At 67.0% G+C, this 18,189-nt stretch carries 17 protein-coding genes; 7 read left to right on the forward strand and 10 right to left on the reverse strand.

Features of this window, described 5'->3' with window-relative positions; genetic code table 11:
• From ACYVG8_RS04955 to ACYVG8_RS04970, 4 genes are all read right to left on the reverse strand, one after another.
• Positions 1 to 618, reverse strand: a complete 618-nt coding sequence (locus ACYVG8_RS04955) for an MlaC/ttg2D family ABC transporter substrate-binding protein (RefSeq protein ID WP_028500579.1) — start codon at positions 616 to 618, stop codon at positions 1 to 3.
• A gap of 65 nt (positions 619 to 683) precedes the next feature.
• Positions 684 to 1,181: an outer membrane lipid asymmetry maintenance protein MlaD gene (gene mlaD, locus ACYVG8_RS04960; protein ID WP_028500578.1), complete on the reverse strand. Its 498-nt coding sequence runs from the start codon at positions 1,179 to 1,181 to the stop codon at positions 684 to 686.
• Positions 1,182 to 1,198: 17 nt separating this feature from the next.
• Complete coding sequence (gene mlaE / locus ACYVG8_RS04965) at positions 1,199 to 1,984, reverse strand: lipid asymmetry maintenance ABC transporter permease subunit MlaE (RefSeq protein WP_281660001.1); 786 nt, start codon at positions 1,982 to 1,984, stop codon at positions 1,199 to 1,201.
• Positions 1,977 to 2,792 carry an ABC transporter ATP-binding protein gene (locus ACYVG8_RS04970; protein WP_028500576.1) on the reverse strand — a complete coding sequence of 272 codons (816 nt, stop codon included), beginning with the start codon at positions 2,790 to 2,792 and terminating at the stop codon, positions 1,977 to 1,979. The genes mlaE and ACYVG8_RS04970 overlap by 8 nt, the downstream gene beginning before the upstream one ends.
• Before the next feature lie 424 nt (positions 2,793 to 3,216).
• On the opposite strand from ACYVG8_RS04970, the gene ACYVG8_RS04975 reads away from it, so the two are divergent.
• From ACYVG8_RS04975 to ACYVG8_RS05005, 7 genes are all read left to right on the forward strand, one after another.
• Positions 3,217 to 4,695: a type II secretion system protein GspD gene (locus ACYVG8_RS04975; RefSeq protein WP_460745103.1), complete on the forward strand. Its 1,479-nt coding sequence runs from the start codon at positions 3,217 to 3,219 to the stop codon at positions 4,693 to 4,695.
• Positions 4,692 to 5,486, forward strand: a complete 795-nt coding sequence (locus ACYVG8_RS04980; RefSeq protein ID WP_460745104.1) for a hypothetical protein — start codon at positions 4,692 to 4,694, stop codon at positions 5,484 to 5,486. Before ACYVG8_RS04975 ends, ACYVG8_RS04980 begins: the two co-directional genes overlap by 4 nt.
• Entirely contained in the window at positions 5,483 to 7,168 is a 1,686-nt protein-coding gene (locus tag ACYVG8_RS04985; RefSeq protein WP_460745105.1) for a GspE/PulE family protein, read from the forward strand. The genes ACYVG8_RS04980 and ACYVG8_RS04985 overlap by 4 nt, the downstream gene beginning before the upstream one ends.
• Positions 7,169 to 7,171: 3 nt before the next feature.
• A complete protein-coding gene (locus tag ACYVG8_RS04990) occupies positions 7,172 to 8,374 on the forward strand; it encodes a type II secretion system F family protein (protein WP_460745106.1) in 1,203 nt (400 codons plus the stop codon).
• Positions 8,371 to 9,219: a hypothetical protein gene (locus tag ACYVG8_RS04995; protein WP_028500572.1), complete on the forward strand. Its 849-nt coding sequence runs from the start codon at positions 8,371 to 8,373 to the stop codon at positions 9,217 to 9,219. The genes ACYVG8_RS04990 and ACYVG8_RS04995 overlap by 4 nt, the downstream gene beginning before the upstream one ends.
• Positions 9,204 to 10,049 carry a phosphoserine phosphatase SerB gene (serB, locus tag ACYVG8_RS05000; RefSeq protein WP_028500571.1) on the forward strand — a complete coding sequence of 282 codons (846 nt, stop codon included), beginning with the start codon at positions 9,204 to 9,206 and terminating at the stop codon, positions 10,047 to 10,049. Before ACYVG8_RS04995 ends, serB begins: the two co-directional genes overlap by 16 nt.
• 327 nt (positions 10,050 to 10,376) lie before the next feature.
• Positions 10,377 to 11,612, forward strand: a complete 1,236-nt coding sequence (locus ACYVG8_RS05005; protein ID WP_036386983.1) for an aromatic amino acid transport family protein — start codon at positions 10,377 to 10,379, stop codon at positions 11,610 to 11,612.
• A gap of 17 nt (positions 11,613 to 11,629) precedes the next feature.
• Here the strand turns inward: ACYVG8_RS05005 and ACYVG8_RS05010 are convergent, their stop codons facing one another.
• The 6 genes from ACYVG8_RS05010 to ACYVG8_RS05035 form a co-directional block, all read right to left on the reverse strand.
• On the reverse strand, positions 11,630 to 11,941 hold the full coding sequence (locus tag ACYVG8_RS05010) for a helix-turn-helix domain-containing protein (protein WP_028500569.1): 312 nt from the start codon (positions 11,939 to 11,941) through the stop codon (positions 11,630 to 11,632).
• 305 nt (positions 11,942 to 12,246) lie between these two features.
• Positions 12,247 to 13,629, reverse strand: a complete 1,383-nt coding sequence (mpl, locus tag ACYVG8_RS05015) for a UDP-N-acetylmuramate:L-alanyl-gamma-D-glutamyl-meso-diaminopimelate ligase (RefSeq protein ID WP_028500568.1) — start codon at positions 13,627 to 13,629, stop codon at positions 12,247 to 12,249.
• A 55-nt stretch (positions 13,630 to 13,684) separates the two neighbouring features.
• Positions 13,685 to 15,085 (reverse strand): sodium:proton antiporter, encoded by a 1,401-nt coding sequence (locus ACYVG8_RS05020; protein ID WP_028500567.1) that lies wholly within the window; start codon positions 15,083 to 15,085, stop codon positions 13,685 to 13,687.
• Between the two features lie 133 nt (positions 15,086 to 15,218).
• The gene (locus ACYVG8_RS05025; RefSeq protein WP_460745107.1) at positions 15,219 to 17,057 is read right to left on the reverse strand and encodes a nitric oxide reductase activation protein NorD; all 1,839 of its coding nucleotides are present in this window, start codon (positions 17,055 to 17,057) and stop codon (positions 15,219 to 15,221) included.
• 19 nt (positions 17,058 to 17,076) lie between these two features.
• A complete protein-coding gene (locus tag ACYVG8_RS05030; protein WP_028500565.1) occupies positions 17,077 to 17,877 on the reverse strand; it encodes a CbbQ/NirQ/NorQ/GpvN family protein in 801 nt (266 codons plus the stop codon).
• Between the two features lie 12 nt (positions 17,878 to 17,889).
• Complete coding sequence (locus ACYVG8_RS05035; RefSeq protein ID WP_036386982.1) at positions 17,890 to 18,141, reverse strand: cytochrome C oxidase subunit IV family protein; 252 nt, start codon at positions 18,139 to 18,141, stop codon at positions 17,890 to 17,892.
• Positions 18,142 to 18,189: the final 48 nt, after the last annotated feature.

An 18,189-nucleotide genomic window follows, 5' to 3' on the forward strand; every position in this document is an offset into this window, starting at 1 on the left:
TCAGGCACCGCCCTTGGCGGCCAGCTGCGCATTCTTGTCGCGGATCGACTGGATCAGGCCGTCGATACCCTGCTTGCTGACCACTTCGTTGAAATTGCTGCGATAGACAGTCACCAGGCTCGCGCCTTCGACCGTGACGTTGTAGACCTTCCAGCCGGCAGCAGTCCGGTACAGCGTGTAGTCGATCTGCACCGGCTTGTTGCTGGCGTCGCCGGTCTGCACGCTGCTGCGCACCGTGGCTTCACGGCCATTGCTGCTGACGATGGGGTTGTCGGCGACCGACACCTGGGCATTCTTGAAGCGGATCATCGTCGAGGCATAGGTCCGGACCAGGAGCGTCTGGAACGCGTCGGTCAGCTGTGCCTGCTGCTCAGGCGTCGCCTGGCGCCAGCCGCGGCCGACAGCCAGTGCCGTCATGCGGGTGAAGTCGAACTTCGGCGTCGCCAGCGCTTCGATCTCGCCGCGCAGACGGGCAGGATTGCGGCCGGTGTCCTTGCGGATGGTTTCCAGAACCTGCTGCGCAGTCTGTCTGACCACGGCATCAGGGTTGTCTGCGTAGGCTGCCACGGGCATGAAGCCACAGGCAAGGAAGGCAAATACGGCGGCAATGCGTTTCATTTTTGATATCTCACAATGTATCGGTCAGTCGTCGCCACCCGGTCAGCGGGCGGCGGATAGCGTGTTCATTTGAGCGAGGCGGCCGACTTGGTCGCACCGTCGTCACCCCCCTTTTCGGCAAAGCTCAGCATGAACTTGCCGATCAGATCTTCCAGCACCAGCGCGGACGAGGTCATGCTGATGGTGTCCCCGGCACGCAGCGGCTCGCTGTCGCCGCCGTCCAGCAGCGCGACATACTGCTCGCCGAGCAGGCCCGAGGTATTGATGGAAGCCGCCACGTCGCGGGCAAACGGGTAGCGGCTGTCCAGCGCCAGCATCACCCGGGCCCGCATGGTCTTGCTGTCGAGGCGGATGTCATCGACCCGGCCAACGATGACGCCTGCGGCCTTGACCGGCGCACGGACCTTGAGGCCGCCGATATTGTCGAATTCGGCCGTCACCCGGTAACTGCTGGCACTGGAAGCGGTGGTCAGGTTCGCCACTTTCAGTGCAAGGAACAGGATGGCAGCAAAGCCGATGACGGCGAAGATGCCAACCCACAGATCAATTGTGGCTCTTTTCATAGTGAAAGCTATCCGTATCAGAACATGAAGGCGGTCAGCACAAAATCCAGTGCCAGAATGACCAGCGCGGAAGTCACCACCGTGCGCGTTGTCGCCGCCGAAACACCCGCCGCAGTCGGCTGGGCGTCATAACCTTCGAACACGGCGATCAGGGTGACCGCCACGCCAAATACCAGACTCTTGATCACGCCGTTGAGCACATCGTCGCGCAGGTCCACGGCCGCCTGCATCTGCGACCAGTACGAACCATGGTCGAGGCCGATCATCACCACACCGATGAAATAGCCGCCGAAGATGCCCATCAGGCTGAACAGCGCCGCCAGCAGCGGCATCGAAAACACGCCGGCCCAGAAGCGCGGGGCGACCACGCGGGCGATCGGATTGACCGCCATGACCGCCATCGCGTCCAGTTGCTCGGTCGCTTTCATCAGGCCGATTTCAGCCGTCATCGCCGAGCCGGAGCGGCTGGCGAACAGCAATGCCGCCAGCACCGGGCCCAGTTCGCGCAGCAGCGACAGCGCCACCAGGCTGCCGAGCGCATCGGCGGAGCCGAAGCGCATCAGCGTGGTATAGCCCTGCAGCCCCAGCACCATGCCGACGAAAGCGCCGGACACGATGATGATGACCAGCGACAGGACGCCGGCGAAATACACTTCGCGAATGGTCAGCTGGAAACGCAGCAGCGCCGTGCCCGAGTGCGTCAGCACGGCCAGCAGAAAGCGCAGGGCAAAGCCGAGCCGCCATACGCCTTCGACGATGCGGTGGCCGATACCGGTCAGGCCGGCGCGCAGTCCGTCAAGCATGTCCGGCCCTCCCCAGTCCCAGATCCGTCGCGTAGTCGCGCGCCGGATATTGCAGTTTGACCGCACCGTCGGCCTCGCCGTGCACGAACTGGCGCACGAACGGATCGTTCGACACCCGCACCTCGTCCGGCGTTCCCTGGGCGACGATGCCGCCATCGGCGACGAAATAGATGTAGTCGACCACGTCCAGCGACACGTGGACGTCATGGGTGACCATGACCGCCGTGGCGCCGAGTGCCGCGTTCATCCGCTTGATCAGGAAGGCGATGGTGCCGAGCGCAATCGGGTCCAGCCCGGTGAACGGCTCGTCGTACAGCATCAGTTCCGGGTCGAGTGCAATCGCGCGGGCCAGCGCAACCCGCCGCGCCATGCCGCCCGACAGCTCGGCCGGCATCAGCCCGGCCGTACCGCGCAGGCCGACCGCTTCGAGCTTCATCAGCACCAGGTCGCGAATCATGCTTTCCGGCAGATCAGTCTGCTCGCGCAGCGGAAATGCCACATTGTCGAGCACCGACAGGTCCGTGAACAGCGCACCGAACTGGAACAGCATGCCCATGCGCCGGCGCAGCCGGTACAGGCCGGCGGAATCGATGTTGTCCACCCGCGCGTCACCGACCGTCACCCGGCCACGGTCAGGCCTGACCTGGCCGGACAGCAGTTTCAGCAGCGTGGTCTTGCCGCTGCCCGAGCCGCCCATGATGGCGACCAGCTTGCCTTTCGGCACGCACAGTGACACATCGCGCAGGATCTGCCTGTCGCCATAGCTGAAATCGACGTGCTCAAGCTCTATGAAGTTGCCTTGACTCAAACCAGCCCCTATCCCCGCGCTTGCAACGATATCCGGAAAGCATTAAAAATGATTTTGTCGGCAAAAACCGAAAAACAGCTACTGAATACAGCAAATTATCAATTTATTAGCATATTTGTCTCTTATCGCCCCGGCATACCCGGCGGCGACACCCGCGCCAACACATTGACGTGGCCGAGCATTGTAAGGCGGCACGCCGTCTTCGCCAAATGGGAAGCATCAGAAATATCCGCATACGACGTATGCGCGTTGCGCCCATGCCACGCCCCGGGGATTCCGAATGCCAAGTACCCGCGTGTCCCGCCCTGCCCACTTGTTGCTTTTTCTGTCCCTGCTGCAGGGCGGATGCGCAGCCTTTCCCGACCTCCCGCCCACGCCGCCCCCGGTGCCGGGCAGACCGCCTCCCGCACCGATCCCGCCGCCGGTGCTGGCCCCGCCCGTGGCCGATGCCGATGGCGGCCGACGCTACAGCATCAGCCTCGACCGGCCGGCGCCCTTGCGCGAATTGCTGACCCGGCTGGCCGGCGATGCCGGCATCGACATCGACATTCATCCGCAGCTGCAGGGCCAGGTCAGCCTGCATGCGATCCGCCAGCCACTGCCGCGCATCCTTGACCGCCTGGCGGAGCAGGCCGACATGCGCTGGCGACGCGACCGCGACACGCTGGTCGTCGAGCCGGATACGCCTTACCTGCACCACTACACGCTCGACTACGTCAATATTTCCCGTCATTTCCAGTCCACGCTGAATGTCGACGCCAATATTTCCGGCGGGGCGGCCCCCGTCGCCGCCAGCAGCAACCCGCAGGACAACGGGTCGTCGACCCGGATCGGCAGCCATGCCGGCAATGATTTCTGGCACAGCCTGACCCGCCACCTCGCCGTGCTGCTGCAGGCAGACCCCGATGCCGCGGCCGGCGACAGCCGCCTGCCTGCTCCGCCCGGCATGTCGCGCACGCCGGGCGCCCCCCCGGCCGGCCGGCCGGCCGACCCCTGGTCGCGCCCCCCCGACGATGGCGAGGGCGGCAAGCTGGCCGTTCATCCCGAGACCGGCCTGATTTCCGTCCGCGCCACCGCCCGCCAGCACCGTCAGGTGCGCACGCTGCTGGAACGGGTCCACCGCCGGGCGATGCGTCAGGTGCTGATCGAGGCAACCATCGTCGAAGTGGAACTGTCGAATCATTACCAGTCCGGCATTGCCTGGGACCGCCTGTTCGACCATTTCCGCCTGATCGGCAACTTTCCGTCCGGTGCCGGCTCGCCGGGCGCCAGCCTGATCTGGAAAGGGGCCGACCTCAGCGCCGCACTGCGTCTGCTGGAAACCTTTGGTCGCACCCGGGTGCTGTCCAGCCCGAAGCTGATGGCGCTGAACAATCAGGTCGCCATTCTCAAGGTGGTGCGCGACGTGCCGTACTTTTCCATCCGCGTCACCCGCGACTATGTCGGCAGCCGGAGCCGGGATGGCGCCACCCCGAGTTACACCTACGAAAGCAAGGTCCATACCGTGCCGGAAGGCATCGTGCTCAGCGTGGTGCCGCAGATCGGGGCCAGTGGCCGCATTTCGCTCAGTGTGCGTCCGACCATTACCCATATCACCGGCTATGTGCCTGATCCGGCCCTGCAGATGATGGAGGCCAGGGTCGAGAGCCGGGTGCCGGAGGTCCAGGTGCGTGAGCTGGAGTCGACGCTCGGGCTGCAGAGCGGCGAGGTCGGCATTCTTGGCGGCCTGATCCAGGACCGGCTGATGCATGACAATCGTGGCCTGCCGTGGCTGGCCCGGATTCCGTATCTCGGCGTGCTGTTCGGCAGCCGTGACGAACGCACGGTCAAGACCGAACCGGTGGTGTTCATCAAGCCGACACTGGCCGGTGATCCGGCCGCCCTGCTGGAGGCCTCCCGATGACCGCCGGGCCCCGGGACGGACGCGTACTGCAAACCGGTGACACCGCCAGCCCGGAACCGGTGCCGGTCGATGCCGATCCGGATCAGGATGCCGGTGCGCCCCTGCCGCTGTGGCAGGCATATGGCCGGCAGCAGGCCCGACAGCGGCGGCGGCGCATTGCCGCGCTGGGCGTACTGCTGCTGTCGCAGCTCGGGCTGGCCGGCTATATCGTCCGGGCGATGCAGCCGGCGCCCCCCGTCCCCGCCCTGCCCCGGGCGGCGGCGGCCCCCGCAGCGGACACCCTGCCCATGACCGCCCTCAATGCCCCCCTCGTGGCCGAGGCCGACCCGCCGCCCCCGCCGCAGGACACGCCTGATGCTGCCGGGACCGGCCCCACCGACGGGACGGACGATCCGGATGCGGACGTTCCCGATGCCGCCCCTCCCGCGCCGCCCGCCAGACTGCGGCTGCGCATCCAGCCGGACGGTGGCCGCCTGATTTCACATGCGGACACGCCGGTCCACCCGCCACGCCCGGCAGCGCCGATCGACCCGCGGCTGGCGCCGGCCCGCCAGGCCAGCGCCGATGGCGACTGGGCCCGCGCACGCAGCGGCTGGGCCGCCCTGCTGGCAGCCGATCCGGCGCAGGCCGACCATGCGTACAACCTCGCCGTCGCACTGGACCAGCGCGGCGAGCGACAGGAAGCCATCCGCCACTACCGGATGGCCCTGGCCCTGGCCGACGCCCGGCCCGCCCGGTTTCCGCGGGCACCGACCCTGCGCCGGCTGGCAACGCTGGAGGAGGAACGATGAGTGCCCCGGAAGCAGAATTCACCCAATGGCTGCTGGCCCGGGGGCTGCTGACGCCAGCACAGCTGCACGTGGTGCAGGCCGAACAACAGGCTACCGGTGTTGCTCTCGATACGCTGTTGCTCCGGCTCGGCTTCGTCAGTGCCGCCGCCCTGCAGCAACGACCGGTGTCGACCGCCGTGCCGGTGCTCGGCGCCCTGCGCCGGCAGGTGGCCGACCCGCGCCTGCTGGCGCTGCTGCCGCGCGAGCTGGCCATCCGCCATGCGGCGTTCCCGCTGGCCTTCGACGCCGACAGTGGCACGCTGGACCTGGCCATGTCGCGTCCGCACGACAATGTGGCGCTGGCGCATATCCGCCAGCAGGGTGGCGCACGTTGCCGCCAGTTGCGTACCCACCAGGCGGCGGCGGCCGACATTGCCCAGGCCATCGGCCGCGCCTACGGTCATGCGGCGGCAGTGGACGACGCCCTGCGCGCGCTGGACGGGGCCAGCGCCGAGGTCATCGGGCGAGCGCCGGTCGACGGCAATCCGGTGGTGCAGCTGGTGGACAGCCTGATTGCCGATGCCGCCGCCCGCGATGCCAGCGACATCCACCTGGAGCCGGAGCAGACCTTCGTTCGCATCCGCTATCGGCTCGATGGCGTCATGCAGCTGTTCCGGACGCTGGACAAGCGTCACTGGCCGGCCATGCTGACCCGGCTGAAAATCCTGTCCGGCATGAATATCGCCGAGACGCGCGCGCCCCAGGACGGTCGCTTCTCGCAGTCGCCGGATGGCCGCCGCCTCGATGTGCGCGCCGCCACCCAGCCAACGCTGCACGGCGAGAACCTGGTGCTGCGGCTGCTCGATCGCCAGCGCGAGTACCTGTCGCTGGACGGACTCGGCCTGCCGGACGCGCAACAGGCGCTGCTGCGGGCGCTGAGCGCGCGGCCGGCCGGCATCCTGCTGGTCACCGGGCCGACCGGGTCCGGCAAGACCACGACGCTGTACGCGGTGCTGTCACTGCTCGACAGCACCGCGCTGAACATCATGACGCTGGAAGATCCGGTCGAGTACCCGATGCCGGGCATCCGCCAGACTTCAATCACCGACAACGTCAAGCTCGACTTCGCCAGCGGCATCCGCAGCCTGATGCGCCAGGACCCGGATGCGATTCTGGTCGGCGAAATCCGCGATGCCGACACCGCGGCCATGGCGTTCCGCGCCGCAATGACCGGCCATCAGGTCTTTGCCACGCTGCATGCGCCGACCGCGCTCGGCGTGCTGCCACGGCTGCTGGACCTCGGTGTATGCCGCGACACGCTGGTCGGCAATGTGAGCGGCATCCTCGGCCAGCGGCTGGTGCGCCGCCTGTGCCCGCATTGCCGGCAGGCGGACCGGCCCGACGCCGGCGAACGCCGGCTGCTCGGCGTCAGCGACGGCGAGGTCTGCCTGTTTCGCCCGCGCGGCTGCGAGGCCTGCCTCGGCAGCGGTTACCGCGGCCGCTTCATGGTTGCCGAGCTGCTGCGCATCGATGCCGACATCGACGCCGCCATCGGCCGGCACGATGACCCGGCCTCGCTGCGCCGGCTGGCGAAGGCACGCGGTTTCAGCGAGCTCGCCGAACAGGGCTGCGCGCGGGTGCTGGCCGGCGATACCTCGCTGGAAGAAATCATCCGGACCATCGATCTGTCGGAGAGGCGCTGATCCATGCACTATCAATTGCTTGCCGCCGACCGCGACGGGCGCGTCCGCCGCCACCGCCTGAACGCAGCCAATCTGGCCGATCTGGAACAGCGGGCAGCGGCGCTGGGGCTGACGGTCATCCATCTGGAAACCCGCGCCGGTCTGCTGACCCGCGCCGCGCCGCGGCGGGTGTCGCGGCGCACGCAGATCGATTTTTTCCTGCAGCTGGAACATCTGCTCGGTGCCGGCCTGCCGCTGCTCGATGCCCTGCGCGAACTGGACGACGACAGCGTCGATGCCGCCATGCGCCATGTACTGGCGGTCATGTCGCAGGACCTGGAGCGCGGCAGTACGCTGTCCGCCGCCATGCGCGCCCACCCGCGCGCCTTCGGGCCGGTCATCGTGGCGCTGGTGGAAGCCGGGGAACTGAGCGGCGAACTGCCGGTGATCTGCGCCCGGCTCAGCGACATGCTGCGCCGGGACGACGAGCAGCGCACGCACAGTATCCGGCTGCTGATGTATCCGCTGTTCGTCGCCGGCGTGTTGCTGGCAGTCTGCGTCTTCCTGCTGCTCTACCTGCTGCCGCAACTGGTCGGCTTTCTCGACAGCCTCGGCGCCGCGCTGCCATGGCAAACCCGCCTGCTGATCAGCACCGCTTCGGCGGCGGAACGGTACGGGCCGTGGCTGGCAGCACTGCTGCTGCTCACGCTGGCCAGCTGGCGCCTTGCCTGCCGCCGGTTTCCACCGCTGCTGCTGCACACCGACCGCTGGCGGCTGGCACTGCCGCTGCTGGGCCCGATCCGGCACCAGATCGCGCTGTCGCGCTTTGCCGCCGGTTTCGCCCTGCTGTACAGCGCCGGCATTCCGCTGCTGACCGTACTGGAACGCTGCGAGCAGCTGGTCGGCAACCGGGCAGTCGCCGCCGCGCTGGCCGATGCCCGGCGCCGGGTCGCCGGCGGCAGTACGCTGGCCGATGCGCTGGCGACCGGCGGCCTGTTCCCGCCCCGGCTGCGCCGGCTGATCCGGCTCGGCGAGCAGACCGGCGCACTCGGCCGGATGCTGGCCCACGCCGATCACGGCTACCAGCGCGATATCCGCGCCGGCATCGACCGGTTGCAGCGGCTGATCGAACCGTCGCTGACCGTGCTGCTGGGACTGATCCTGGCCTGGGTGCTGAGCGCCGTACTGTCGCCATTGCACAGCGCCACGCTCGAGCTGACGCGATGACCGGCATCGGTCATCGGCCCGGCTTCCTGTGCCTGACACCGGGACTGGCCACGCTCTGGACCCACGACCGCCGTGGCGCCTGCCGGCTGGCAAGCTGGACCGACGCCGAGTGCGAGCAGGCGGCCGCACAATGCGCCGGCAGCGCCGGCCTGCACCTGCTGATCGAGGACCCGGCCGACCCGCTGCATGTCGAGCAGACGCCACCGGTCGCCCTGCACCATCGCCGGCGCTGGGTGCACTTTCGCCTCGAGCGCCTGTTTCCGGACGCGCCCTGCCGCGGGCTGCACCGGCTGCCGCAGCGGCGGGTGGCGTTTTCCGCACCGGCAAGGCCGGCGGCGCCGGGCCGGTGGCTGGCGGCGTTGTACCGGCATGGCGTCACGGTCCACAGCGTGCAGTCGGTCACGCTGCTGACCGCTGCGCTGGCCGCACGCATCGCGGCCGGGCACGATGGCGTCGTGCTGTGTCTGCCGGCCTTTGCCGATCACAGCCTGCGTTTTCTGCGCCTCGACCCGGACCGGCCGCTGTCACGCGTCATCTGCGCCGACACGCCAGGCACGCTGTTCGACAGCGAGTGCCGCCATCTGGCCGACGATCTGCCCCGGCAGCCCGAACCGGTGCTGATCGTCGTTACCGACGCCGGCTTTGCGCCGACGGCTGCGCCCGACTGGCCGTTCGCCCTGCATCGGCTGCCGGCCAGTCAGCTGGACGACTGCGCGGCACCGAGCGCGATCGGCGCCGTGCTGCGCGAGGCACAACGCGGCCACGGCCTGCTGTCCCCTCCCGCGCGCGGCCTGCGTACAATGGACGCCACTCATCTACTGGAGCCGTCATGCCCCACAACCTGATCATTCAGGCGCCGGTCGACCCTGCGCCGCACCTGGACACGCTGGCATCGCTTTCCGGCGCCCGCGATACCAGCACCGTCGCACCGGGGCTGGCCTACCGGCTGGCTGGCGCCGATCCGGAACGTCATGCTGCCGTCGATGCCTTCTGCGACCAGCACCGGATCGACTTTGCCTTCGTGCCGGCCGGCCGCCGCCTGGCCGACTACGGCCTGCTGGTCTCGGATATGGACTCGACCCTGATCACCATCGAGTGCATCGACGAAATCGCCGACATGTTCGGCGTCAAGCCGCAGGTCGCCGCCATCACCGCACGTTCGATGGCCGGCGAGCTGGATTTTGCCGCCTCGCTGCGCGAACGGGTCGCCCTGCTCGAAGGGTTGCCGGTCGATGCGCTGGCCCGCGTCTACGACGAGCGGCTGACGCTGATGCCCGGCGCACGCGAACTGCTGGCCGACTGCCGCGCCAGCGGCATCCGTACCCTGCTGATTTCCGGCGGCTTCACCTATTTCACCGATCGGCTGAAAGAAGAGCTCGGCCTGGATTACGCCATCGCGAACCAGCTTGAAATCATCGACGGCAAGCTGACCGGCCGGATGACCGGCCCGCTGATCGATGCCCAGGCCAAGGCCGACTGGCTGGTCCGCCTGCGCGGTGAACTGGGACTGGAACCGGAACAGGTCATCGCCATGGGCGACGGTGCCAACGACCTGAAAATGATTGCCGCCGCCGGTCTTGGCGTCGGCATGCACCCGAAACCGGTCGTTCGCCAGCACGCTGACGTCTCGCTGCGTTTTGTCGGGCTGGACGGGCTGTCCCGGCTGTTTGCATGATCGAAAGTCATAATTGACGTTCGGGTATTAACTTTATTTACTTTTATTTTTTCGTTTTGCAACCAAAAGCGGCCAAATGGCCGCTTTTCATATTCACTATCCAACATGCAGTTCGGCCAGACAAGCGACCGGTAATCAAGGGCTTGGCGCCACATTGCGGCATGGAAAGACAGATTTGGCACGATAGTGCCAGCCGCAACGGCATTCCATTTTATAATCGTTTCATGATTTACGAACGGATGCCCCCGTGGCATCCGAAATCATTTCCGTCCATGCGCGGCCAGCGAGGCCACGCTTCATAGAAAGGGTTCAATCTTGAACGCGAGCATGACACGTCAGGACATGGAATGGGTGCTGACGCTATTCGGTACCGCCATCGGCGCCGGGATTCTGTTCCTGCCGATCCAGGCTGGCCTGGGCGGCATCTGGCCGATGATCATCCTCACTCTGATCATCCTGCCCCTCACCTACATTTCGCACCGTGGCGTCACCCGCATGGTGGCGTCCAGTGAACAGGCAACCGACATCACCGGCGTGGTCGAAAACGATCTCGGCCGCAACTGGGGCTTTGCCATCAGCGTGCTGTACTTCCTGTCGATCGTGACCATCTGTGTCGGCTACGCAACCGGCGTGACCAACATCGTGTCGTCGTTCCTGGAAAACCAGATGGGCATCGACGGCATCTCGCGTCCGATGCTGACCGGCATCCTGCTGGTCGGCCTGACCGGCGTGATCGTGGCCGGCGAGAATACCGTGCTGAAGGTCACCTCGATCCTGGTCTACCCGCTGATCGCCATCCTGTTCGGGCTGTCGCTGTACATGATTCCGTACTGGAACCTGTCGGTATTCCAGCAGCCGATCGAACCGGCCAGCCTGGTCCGCAACCTGCTGCTGACCTTCCCGGTACTGGTGTTCTCGATGAACTTCTCGCCGATCTGTTCGGCGCTGGCCAGTTCGTACCGCGGCAAGAGCGCGACACCGGACGAAGCCGTGAAGCGCACCGACCGCGTGGTGTGGTGGAACAGCCTGATCCTGCTGGTGTTCGTGATGTTCTTCGTGTTCTCGATCGTGCTGTCGCAAACGCCGCAGAGCATGATCGACGCCAAGGCCAACAACGTCGACGTGCTGACCATGATCTCGCTGCAGTCGAATGAACCGTGGCTGCGCTACCTGATTCCGATCGTCGCGCTGATCGCCATCGTGACCTCGTACTTCGGTCACTTCATCGGCACCCGCGAAGGCCTGGACGGCATGATCTATCGCCTGGCGACCTGGAACGCCGACAAGGACAGCAAGGCCGCATTCAATCACAGGAAGCTGCGCACCTGGACCACGATCAGCATGATCGCCGGCCTGTGGATGCTGGCCGTGTTCAATCCGCCGATCCTCAAGATCATCGGCGCGATGTCGGCACCGGTCATTGCGCTGTACTGCTACGTGATGCCGGTCGTGCTGATGAAGCGCGTCCCGCGACTGATGATCTACCGCTCGACCTGGGGCGGCGTGGTGTTCGTGTTCGGCCTGATCACCATCATCGGCTACGGAGTGGCCGAGTATATGTAACAGGCCCCCGGGCCGTGTCAGATTGAAGCCAGCCGCTCCATGGTATCCGGGTAGCGTTCTACCAGACGGATCAGGGTTGCGGCCTGGGCATTGGGTTTGGCACGGCCCTGCTCCCAGTTTTCCAGCGTGCGCTCGTTGGTACGCAGATAACGGGCAAAGACGGGCCGCGACAGATGCAGCCGGGTACGCAAGGCCAGCAGTTCTTCAGCGCTGACACAGGGCGGGGCCTTGCGCTCGACCTGATGCTTGCGCAAGGTCACCTTGCCCTCTCGTTCCGCGCGCAGCGCATCCACGCCTTCAGTCAATTCAGCAAACAGATTGCGTTTCATGATTGATTCCTCATCCTGATTTCCTGCTCAAGTCTCTGCTTCAGACCCTTGCGCCCTTCCGCAGACAAGTCCGTCGCCTCGTCCTTCCGGGATGACATCACCGGCATCGGGTTTGTTCAGCAGCCACTGTGCAGGCAGCAGAATGCGTCGTCATCCAGCTAGTCCTGACGATAGCGGGCAACTCGGTAAAGTTCGCATTCATTAAAAATGAAATGTACGCAACTTGCGTTGAGTTTGCAGATACATCCGAAGATGCAGTCCATAAAAAAATCGGCCCCGAAGGGCCGCATCCTGTTCAGGCACGTTCAGTTTCCCGCCAGCGCCTGCAGCAGCTTGCCGTGCACGCCGCCGAAACCGCCATTGCTCATGACCAGCACCTGATCGCCGGGCCGGGCGACGGCGGCGACGCGGGCCACCAGCGCATCCAGATCGTCAAAGGTTTCCGCCTTGCCGCCCAGCGGCGCCAGGGCATCGGCCGGGTTCCAGCCCAGCTGGGCGCCATAGCAGAACACGCGGTCGGCCTGTGCCAGGCTGGCCGGCAATTCCGCCTTCATCGTGCCGAGCTTCATGGTGTTGGAACGGGGTTCCAGCACGGCCAGAATGCGGGTGTCGTCACCGATCCGGGCACGCAGGCCGGCCACGGTGGTCGCGATCGCCGTCGGGTGATGGGCAAAGTCGTCGTAGACGGTCACGTCATTGACCACGCCCTTCACTTCCATCCGCCGTTTGACGTTGCTGAAACGGCCGAGCGCCGCGCAGGCGTCCGCCGGTCGCACGCCGACATGGCGGGCAGCGGCCACGGCGGCCACGGCATTGAGCCGGTTGTGCTCGCCCATCAGCGTCCAGCACACGCGGCCGACCACGGTGCCGTCGAGCAGCACGTCGAAATGGCCGTCGGCATTGGCGTCGCCGGCCTGCCAGCCGCCCTCGGCACCGAAGCGTTCAACCGGCGTCCACGCACCGCGCGCCAGCACCCGGTCCAGCGCCGGTTCACGGCCATTGACCACCAGCCGGCCATTGCCCGGCACGGTCCGCACCAGATGATGGAACTGGGTTTCGATGGCGGCCAGGTCGGCAAAGATGTCGGCGTGGTCGAATTCGAGATTGTTCAGCAGCGCCGTGCGCGGCCGGTAGTGGACGAACTTCGAGCGCTTGTCGAAGAACGCGGTGTCGTACTCGTCGGCCTCGATGACGAAGAACGGGCTGCGCCCGCCCGGCTCCGCCGGCGGCTCGCCGGGCAGGCGCGCCGACAGGCCGAAGTTTTCCGGGATGCCGCCGATCAGGAAGCCCGGCGCCAGTCCGCAGTCTTCCAGCACCCAGGCCAGCATCGACGAGGTCGTGGTCTTGCCATGGGTGCCGGCCACCGCCAGTACCCACAGCCCGTGCAGCACATTCTCGGCCAGCCACTGCGGACCGGACGTGTACGGCAACCCGCGGTCGAGGATCGCCTCCATCAGCGGCATGCCGCGCTTGACCACATTGCCGACCACGAACATGTCCGGGTTCACGCGGTCGAGCTGGTCGGCGTCGAAGCCGGTCATCAGGTCGATGCCGAGCGCTTCGAGCTGGGTCGACATCGGCGGATAGACGTTCTGGTCGCAGCCGGTCACGGTGTGGCCGGCGGCGCGGGCCAGCGCGGCGACGCCGCCCATGAAGGTACCGCAGATGCCGAGAATGTGAATATGCATGGAGACGACTCGCAAGGCTGTCCGGGCGCGGCATCCCGCCGTGCCCCGGCGTGTGTTACAGGGAGAAGAACAACAGGGTCATCAGCACGAACAGCGGGATCAGGATGGCGCCCGACCACAGCATGTAGCCGAAGAAACCCGGCATTCTAACCCCTCTCGACTCGGCGATCGCCTTGACCATGAAGTTCGGTGCATTGCCGATGTAGGTATTGGCGCCCATGAACACCGCCCCGGCCGAGATCGCCATCAGCGTCGACGCCATCGGCCCCATCATGTGTACCGGGTCGCCATGGGCGAGATTGAAGAACACCAGATAGGTCGGCGCATTGTCGAGGAAGCTGGACAGTGCCCCGCTGAGCCAGAAGTACATGCTGTCGATCGGCGCCCCGTTGCCGTCGGTCACGGTCCGCACCAGCGGCGCCAGCGCGCCATCGGTGCCGGCACGCAGGATGGCGATGGCCGGGGCCATGGCGACGAAAATGCCGGCAAACAGCTTGGCCACTTCAAGGATCGGGCCCCAGTCGAATTCGTTGCGTTCGCGCACTGCCTTCGGCGTCATCCACAGCGACAGCGCCGCGCAGCCGAGCATCAGCCCGTCGCGCACCAGATCCTGCAGGCCGGTATCGACACCCAGCAGCGAAACGCTCACGCCCGGCTTCCACAGCCCGGACAGCAGCACGGCAAACACGATGACCGCCAGCAGCGCGAAGTTGCCCTTGCCTTCCACCCGCAGCGGCGAATCCGGCGTCGGGTCGATCCGGCGCACGCCTTCCTGGCGGTACAGCCAGCTGTCGATCGCATAGAACAGCGTCAGCAGCACGGCGGCGGCAAAGGCAACCGGCAGCAGCATGTGCTGCAGGGTCCAGAAGAAGTCGATGCCCTTCAGGAAGCCGAGGAACAGCGGCGGATCACCGATCGGGGTCAGCCCGCCGCCGATATTCGCCACCAGGAAGATGAAGAACACCACCACATGCACGTTGTGCTTGCGGTTGTCGTTGGCGCGCAGCAGCGGCCGGATCAGCAGCATCGCCGCGCCGGTGGTGCCCATCAGGCTGGCGCACAGGGTGCCCAGCGCCAGCAGCCCGGTATTGAGCCGTGGCGAGCCGTGCAGGTTGCCGCTGATCAGGATGCCGCCCGACACCGTATACAGTGCGAACAGCAGGATGATGAATGGCAGGAACTCTTCCAGCAGCGCATGGGCGACCACGCTGCCGGCGACGCCGGTGCCGTACAGCGCCACGGCCGGCAGCAGGAAGGACAGCGCCCAGAAGGCGCTGACCTTGCCGAAATGGTGATGCCAGAAATGCGGCAGGAACAGCGGGCACAGCGCAATCGACAGCAGGATGCCGACGAACGGCAGCCCCCAGGCCAGCGACAGCTCGGCACCGGGCAGGCCGGCGGCTTGCGCCGCCAGTGGCGCGCAACTCAGAAACAACAGGATCGGCAGTTTGGTCATGGCTCGGCAGGTTGCGGGCGGCAGGGACGCCCGGCGTGACAAATCCCGGCAGGGGCCGGGACAAAAGCGCCGATTATACCCATGCCCCTCCCCCGCTCAGGCGACCCGGATCAAGAACCCGCCTGGCCGTCGCCTATGCCGGTGCCGCCAGTCTCAAATACAACCGTGGCAGCAGTCGCGGCAGCTCGGCGGCGTCGCGGGCGACCACGAAACCGTGGCTGCCGAACAGATAGGGCAGGTATTCGCCGGCATCGCGGTCGATGGTGACGCAGAACGGCAGCAGCCCGCGCGCACGCGCCTCGGCGACTGCAACCCGGGTGTCCTCGATGCCGTGGCGGCCTTCATAGCGGTCGAGGTCGTTCGGCTTGCCGTCGGTCAGCAGCAGCAGCAGGCGCCGCTCGGCCGGCTGTTCGGCCAGGATGCGGGTTGCGTGGCGAATGGCGGCGCCCATGCGGGTATAGAAGCCGGGCTTGATCGCCGCGACCCGGCCACGGGCGGCCTCGTTCCACGCCTCGCCGAAATCCTTCAGCACGTGAAAGCGCACGTGTTCGCGCCGCACCGACGAGAAGCCGTACACACCGAAGCGGTCGCGGCTCGCAGCCAGCGCCTCGGCAAACACCATCAGCGCGTCACGGATCACGTCGACGACCCGTGCCTCGTTGCCGACCCAGGTATCGGTCGACAGCGACAGATCGGCCAGTACCAGCGTCGCCAGACTGCGCGCGCCGCCACTGTGGCGCCGGTACAGCCCGCTGTCGCCGATATGGCCCGTGGCGCGTTCGGCGGCAAAGCGCACGACCGCATCCAGGTCCAGTTCGTCGCCATCCTGCTGGGCATTCAGCCGCACCCGGACCGGCTGCAGCAGCTCGAACTGGCGCCGCAGCCGTCGCGCCAGCGGTGCCAGCGACTCGGGCAGCGCACAGGGCGGCGCCTCGTCGGCCTGCATCGGCTCGATCCGGCAGTAGTCGGGCAGATAGGCGCCGGTTTTCCAGTTCCACTCCGGATAGAGGATGCCGGCGCCGATCGGCCGGTCGTCATCGCTTTCCGGCGGCAGGTCGAGGTCGAAGCGCAGCCGCTTTTTCGGTGCGCGACCGCCCCGGGCGATGCTGAGCTTGTCCAGGTCATCGGCAGCACGCGGATCGGGGTCCTCGTCGTCGTCCAGCGGCCGGTTGACCTCCAGGTATTCGGCCCAGCTGAAAATGCTCTCCGCGCGGAACACCATCAGCATGCCGTTCCTGTTCTCCGGCAGTTCGACCCGTTCTGCGCTGCGGCGCACGCGGTCGGCCTCGTCCTGACGCATCAGTTCGCCCTTGTCGCCGTCCGCATCGGCCGCGTCGGCACGCGGCGCCAGTGCCGCGGTCGTCGGCGGATCGGGATGCAGCCACAGCGGTACCGGATGCGGAGGCCAGCGCGCCGGGGGCGGGGGCGCTTGTTCGATTTCGGGTCTGAGCAGCGCGGCACGGATCGCCCGCTCCCATGCCGCCTCGTCCGCCGGCAAGCGGGTCGGGTCCGGCCGGCTGCCCAGATGCGCATCGACCAGTCGGTAGTAGCGCGACGCCAGCCCGGGCAAGCGGGCCAGCACACTGGCGGTGGCACGCCGGCTGCGCGACAGCCACTCGCCACCGACCGGTGCCTGGGCCGCCAGCGCGGTCAGCCAGATATACAGTTCGCGATTGAGCGCCGCCTCAGGCATGGCATCCAGCCCGGGCGGCAGGTACAGCGCGTCGTCGTCGGCCCAGCCATGGCAGGTCTGTTCGCCGATGCCGGCCACCCGTTCCAGCCAGCGCCGGCGCGCGCCATGCGCTTCCTTGTCGGATGCCTTGATCTGCGCGGCACCGGCACCGCCAAATGCCCGGTACAGCGGCGCCAGCATGCCGCTGACCTCGTCCAGCCTGACCCGGGCCGCCGGATGGCCGCGATAAGCCGCCCGGCGCACCCAGCGGTCCCATATGCCCCCAACCCATTCTTCCATATCGTTCTGCTCTGCCCGGTCAGTCGGCGAAATGGGCGCGAATGATCTCGGCCAGCGCCATGCGGGTGGCCGGTTCATCGCTCAGCGGTTCGATCACCGCCACCCGGCAGGCACTGCCGGCCGGCAAACCGGCCTGCATCAGGCGGGCGGCATGGATCAGCAGCCGGGTGCTGACTGCTTCGTCCAGATCATGCGCGGCCAGCCGGCGCAGGTCAGTCGCCAGCGCAACCAGCGCGGCCGCCTGGTCGTGGCTCACGCCGGCCTCGGTGGCCACGATGCCGGTTTCGATCGCGGCGGCCGGGTAGTCGAAAGTCAGCGCGACAAAGCGCTGGCGGGTCGACGGTTTCAGCGTTTTCAGCGCGTGCTGATAGCCGGGGTTGTACGACGCCACCAGCATGAAGGACGGCGGGGCTTCCAGCTCCTCGCCGGTGCGTTCGACCGGCAGGATGCGACGGTCGTCGGTCAGCGGATGCAGCACCACGGTGGTGTCCTTGCGCGCTTCGACCAGTTCGTCGAGGTAGCAGATTGCGCCCTGGCGCACGGCGCGGGTCAGCGGGCCGTCCTGCCAGCGCGTCTCGCCGTCGCCAAGCAGGTGGCGGCCGACCAGGTCGGCAGCCGACAGGTCATCCTGGCAGGCCACGGTAATCAGCGGCACGCCCAGTCGGGCTGCCATGTGGGCGACAAAGCGGGTCTTGCCACAACCGGTCGGCCCCTTGATCAGCAGCGGCAGCTGCTGGCGGAAGGCGAGTTCGAACACGGCGCACTCGTCGGCGACGGGCTGATAGAACGGGGGCCGGATGGCGGCGGGGTCGGCATGCATGGGGCAATCCTTCTAGAACGTGGGGCGGAACGCGAACGCCAGGCCGGCCAGTACCAGCAGCAGCCAGCCGAGCACGGCGGCACGCAGCCAGCCGGCCGCGTGCGCAAGCCCCATGAAACGGTCGATGATCCAGCGTCCCTTCAGCAAGGTCAGTCCGCCGAGCAGCAGCGGCAGCGCCGGGCCGGCGCGACCGGTCTCGGTCAGCACGAAGCCCAGCGCGGTCAGAGACAGCAGAAACAGCCAATCGAAAGTGGAACGGGACATGACGGCATCCAGGGTTGAACGGAAAAACACGGGGCGGCAGGTGGCCGG

Source organism: Microvirgula curvata, from assembly GCF_054781615.1.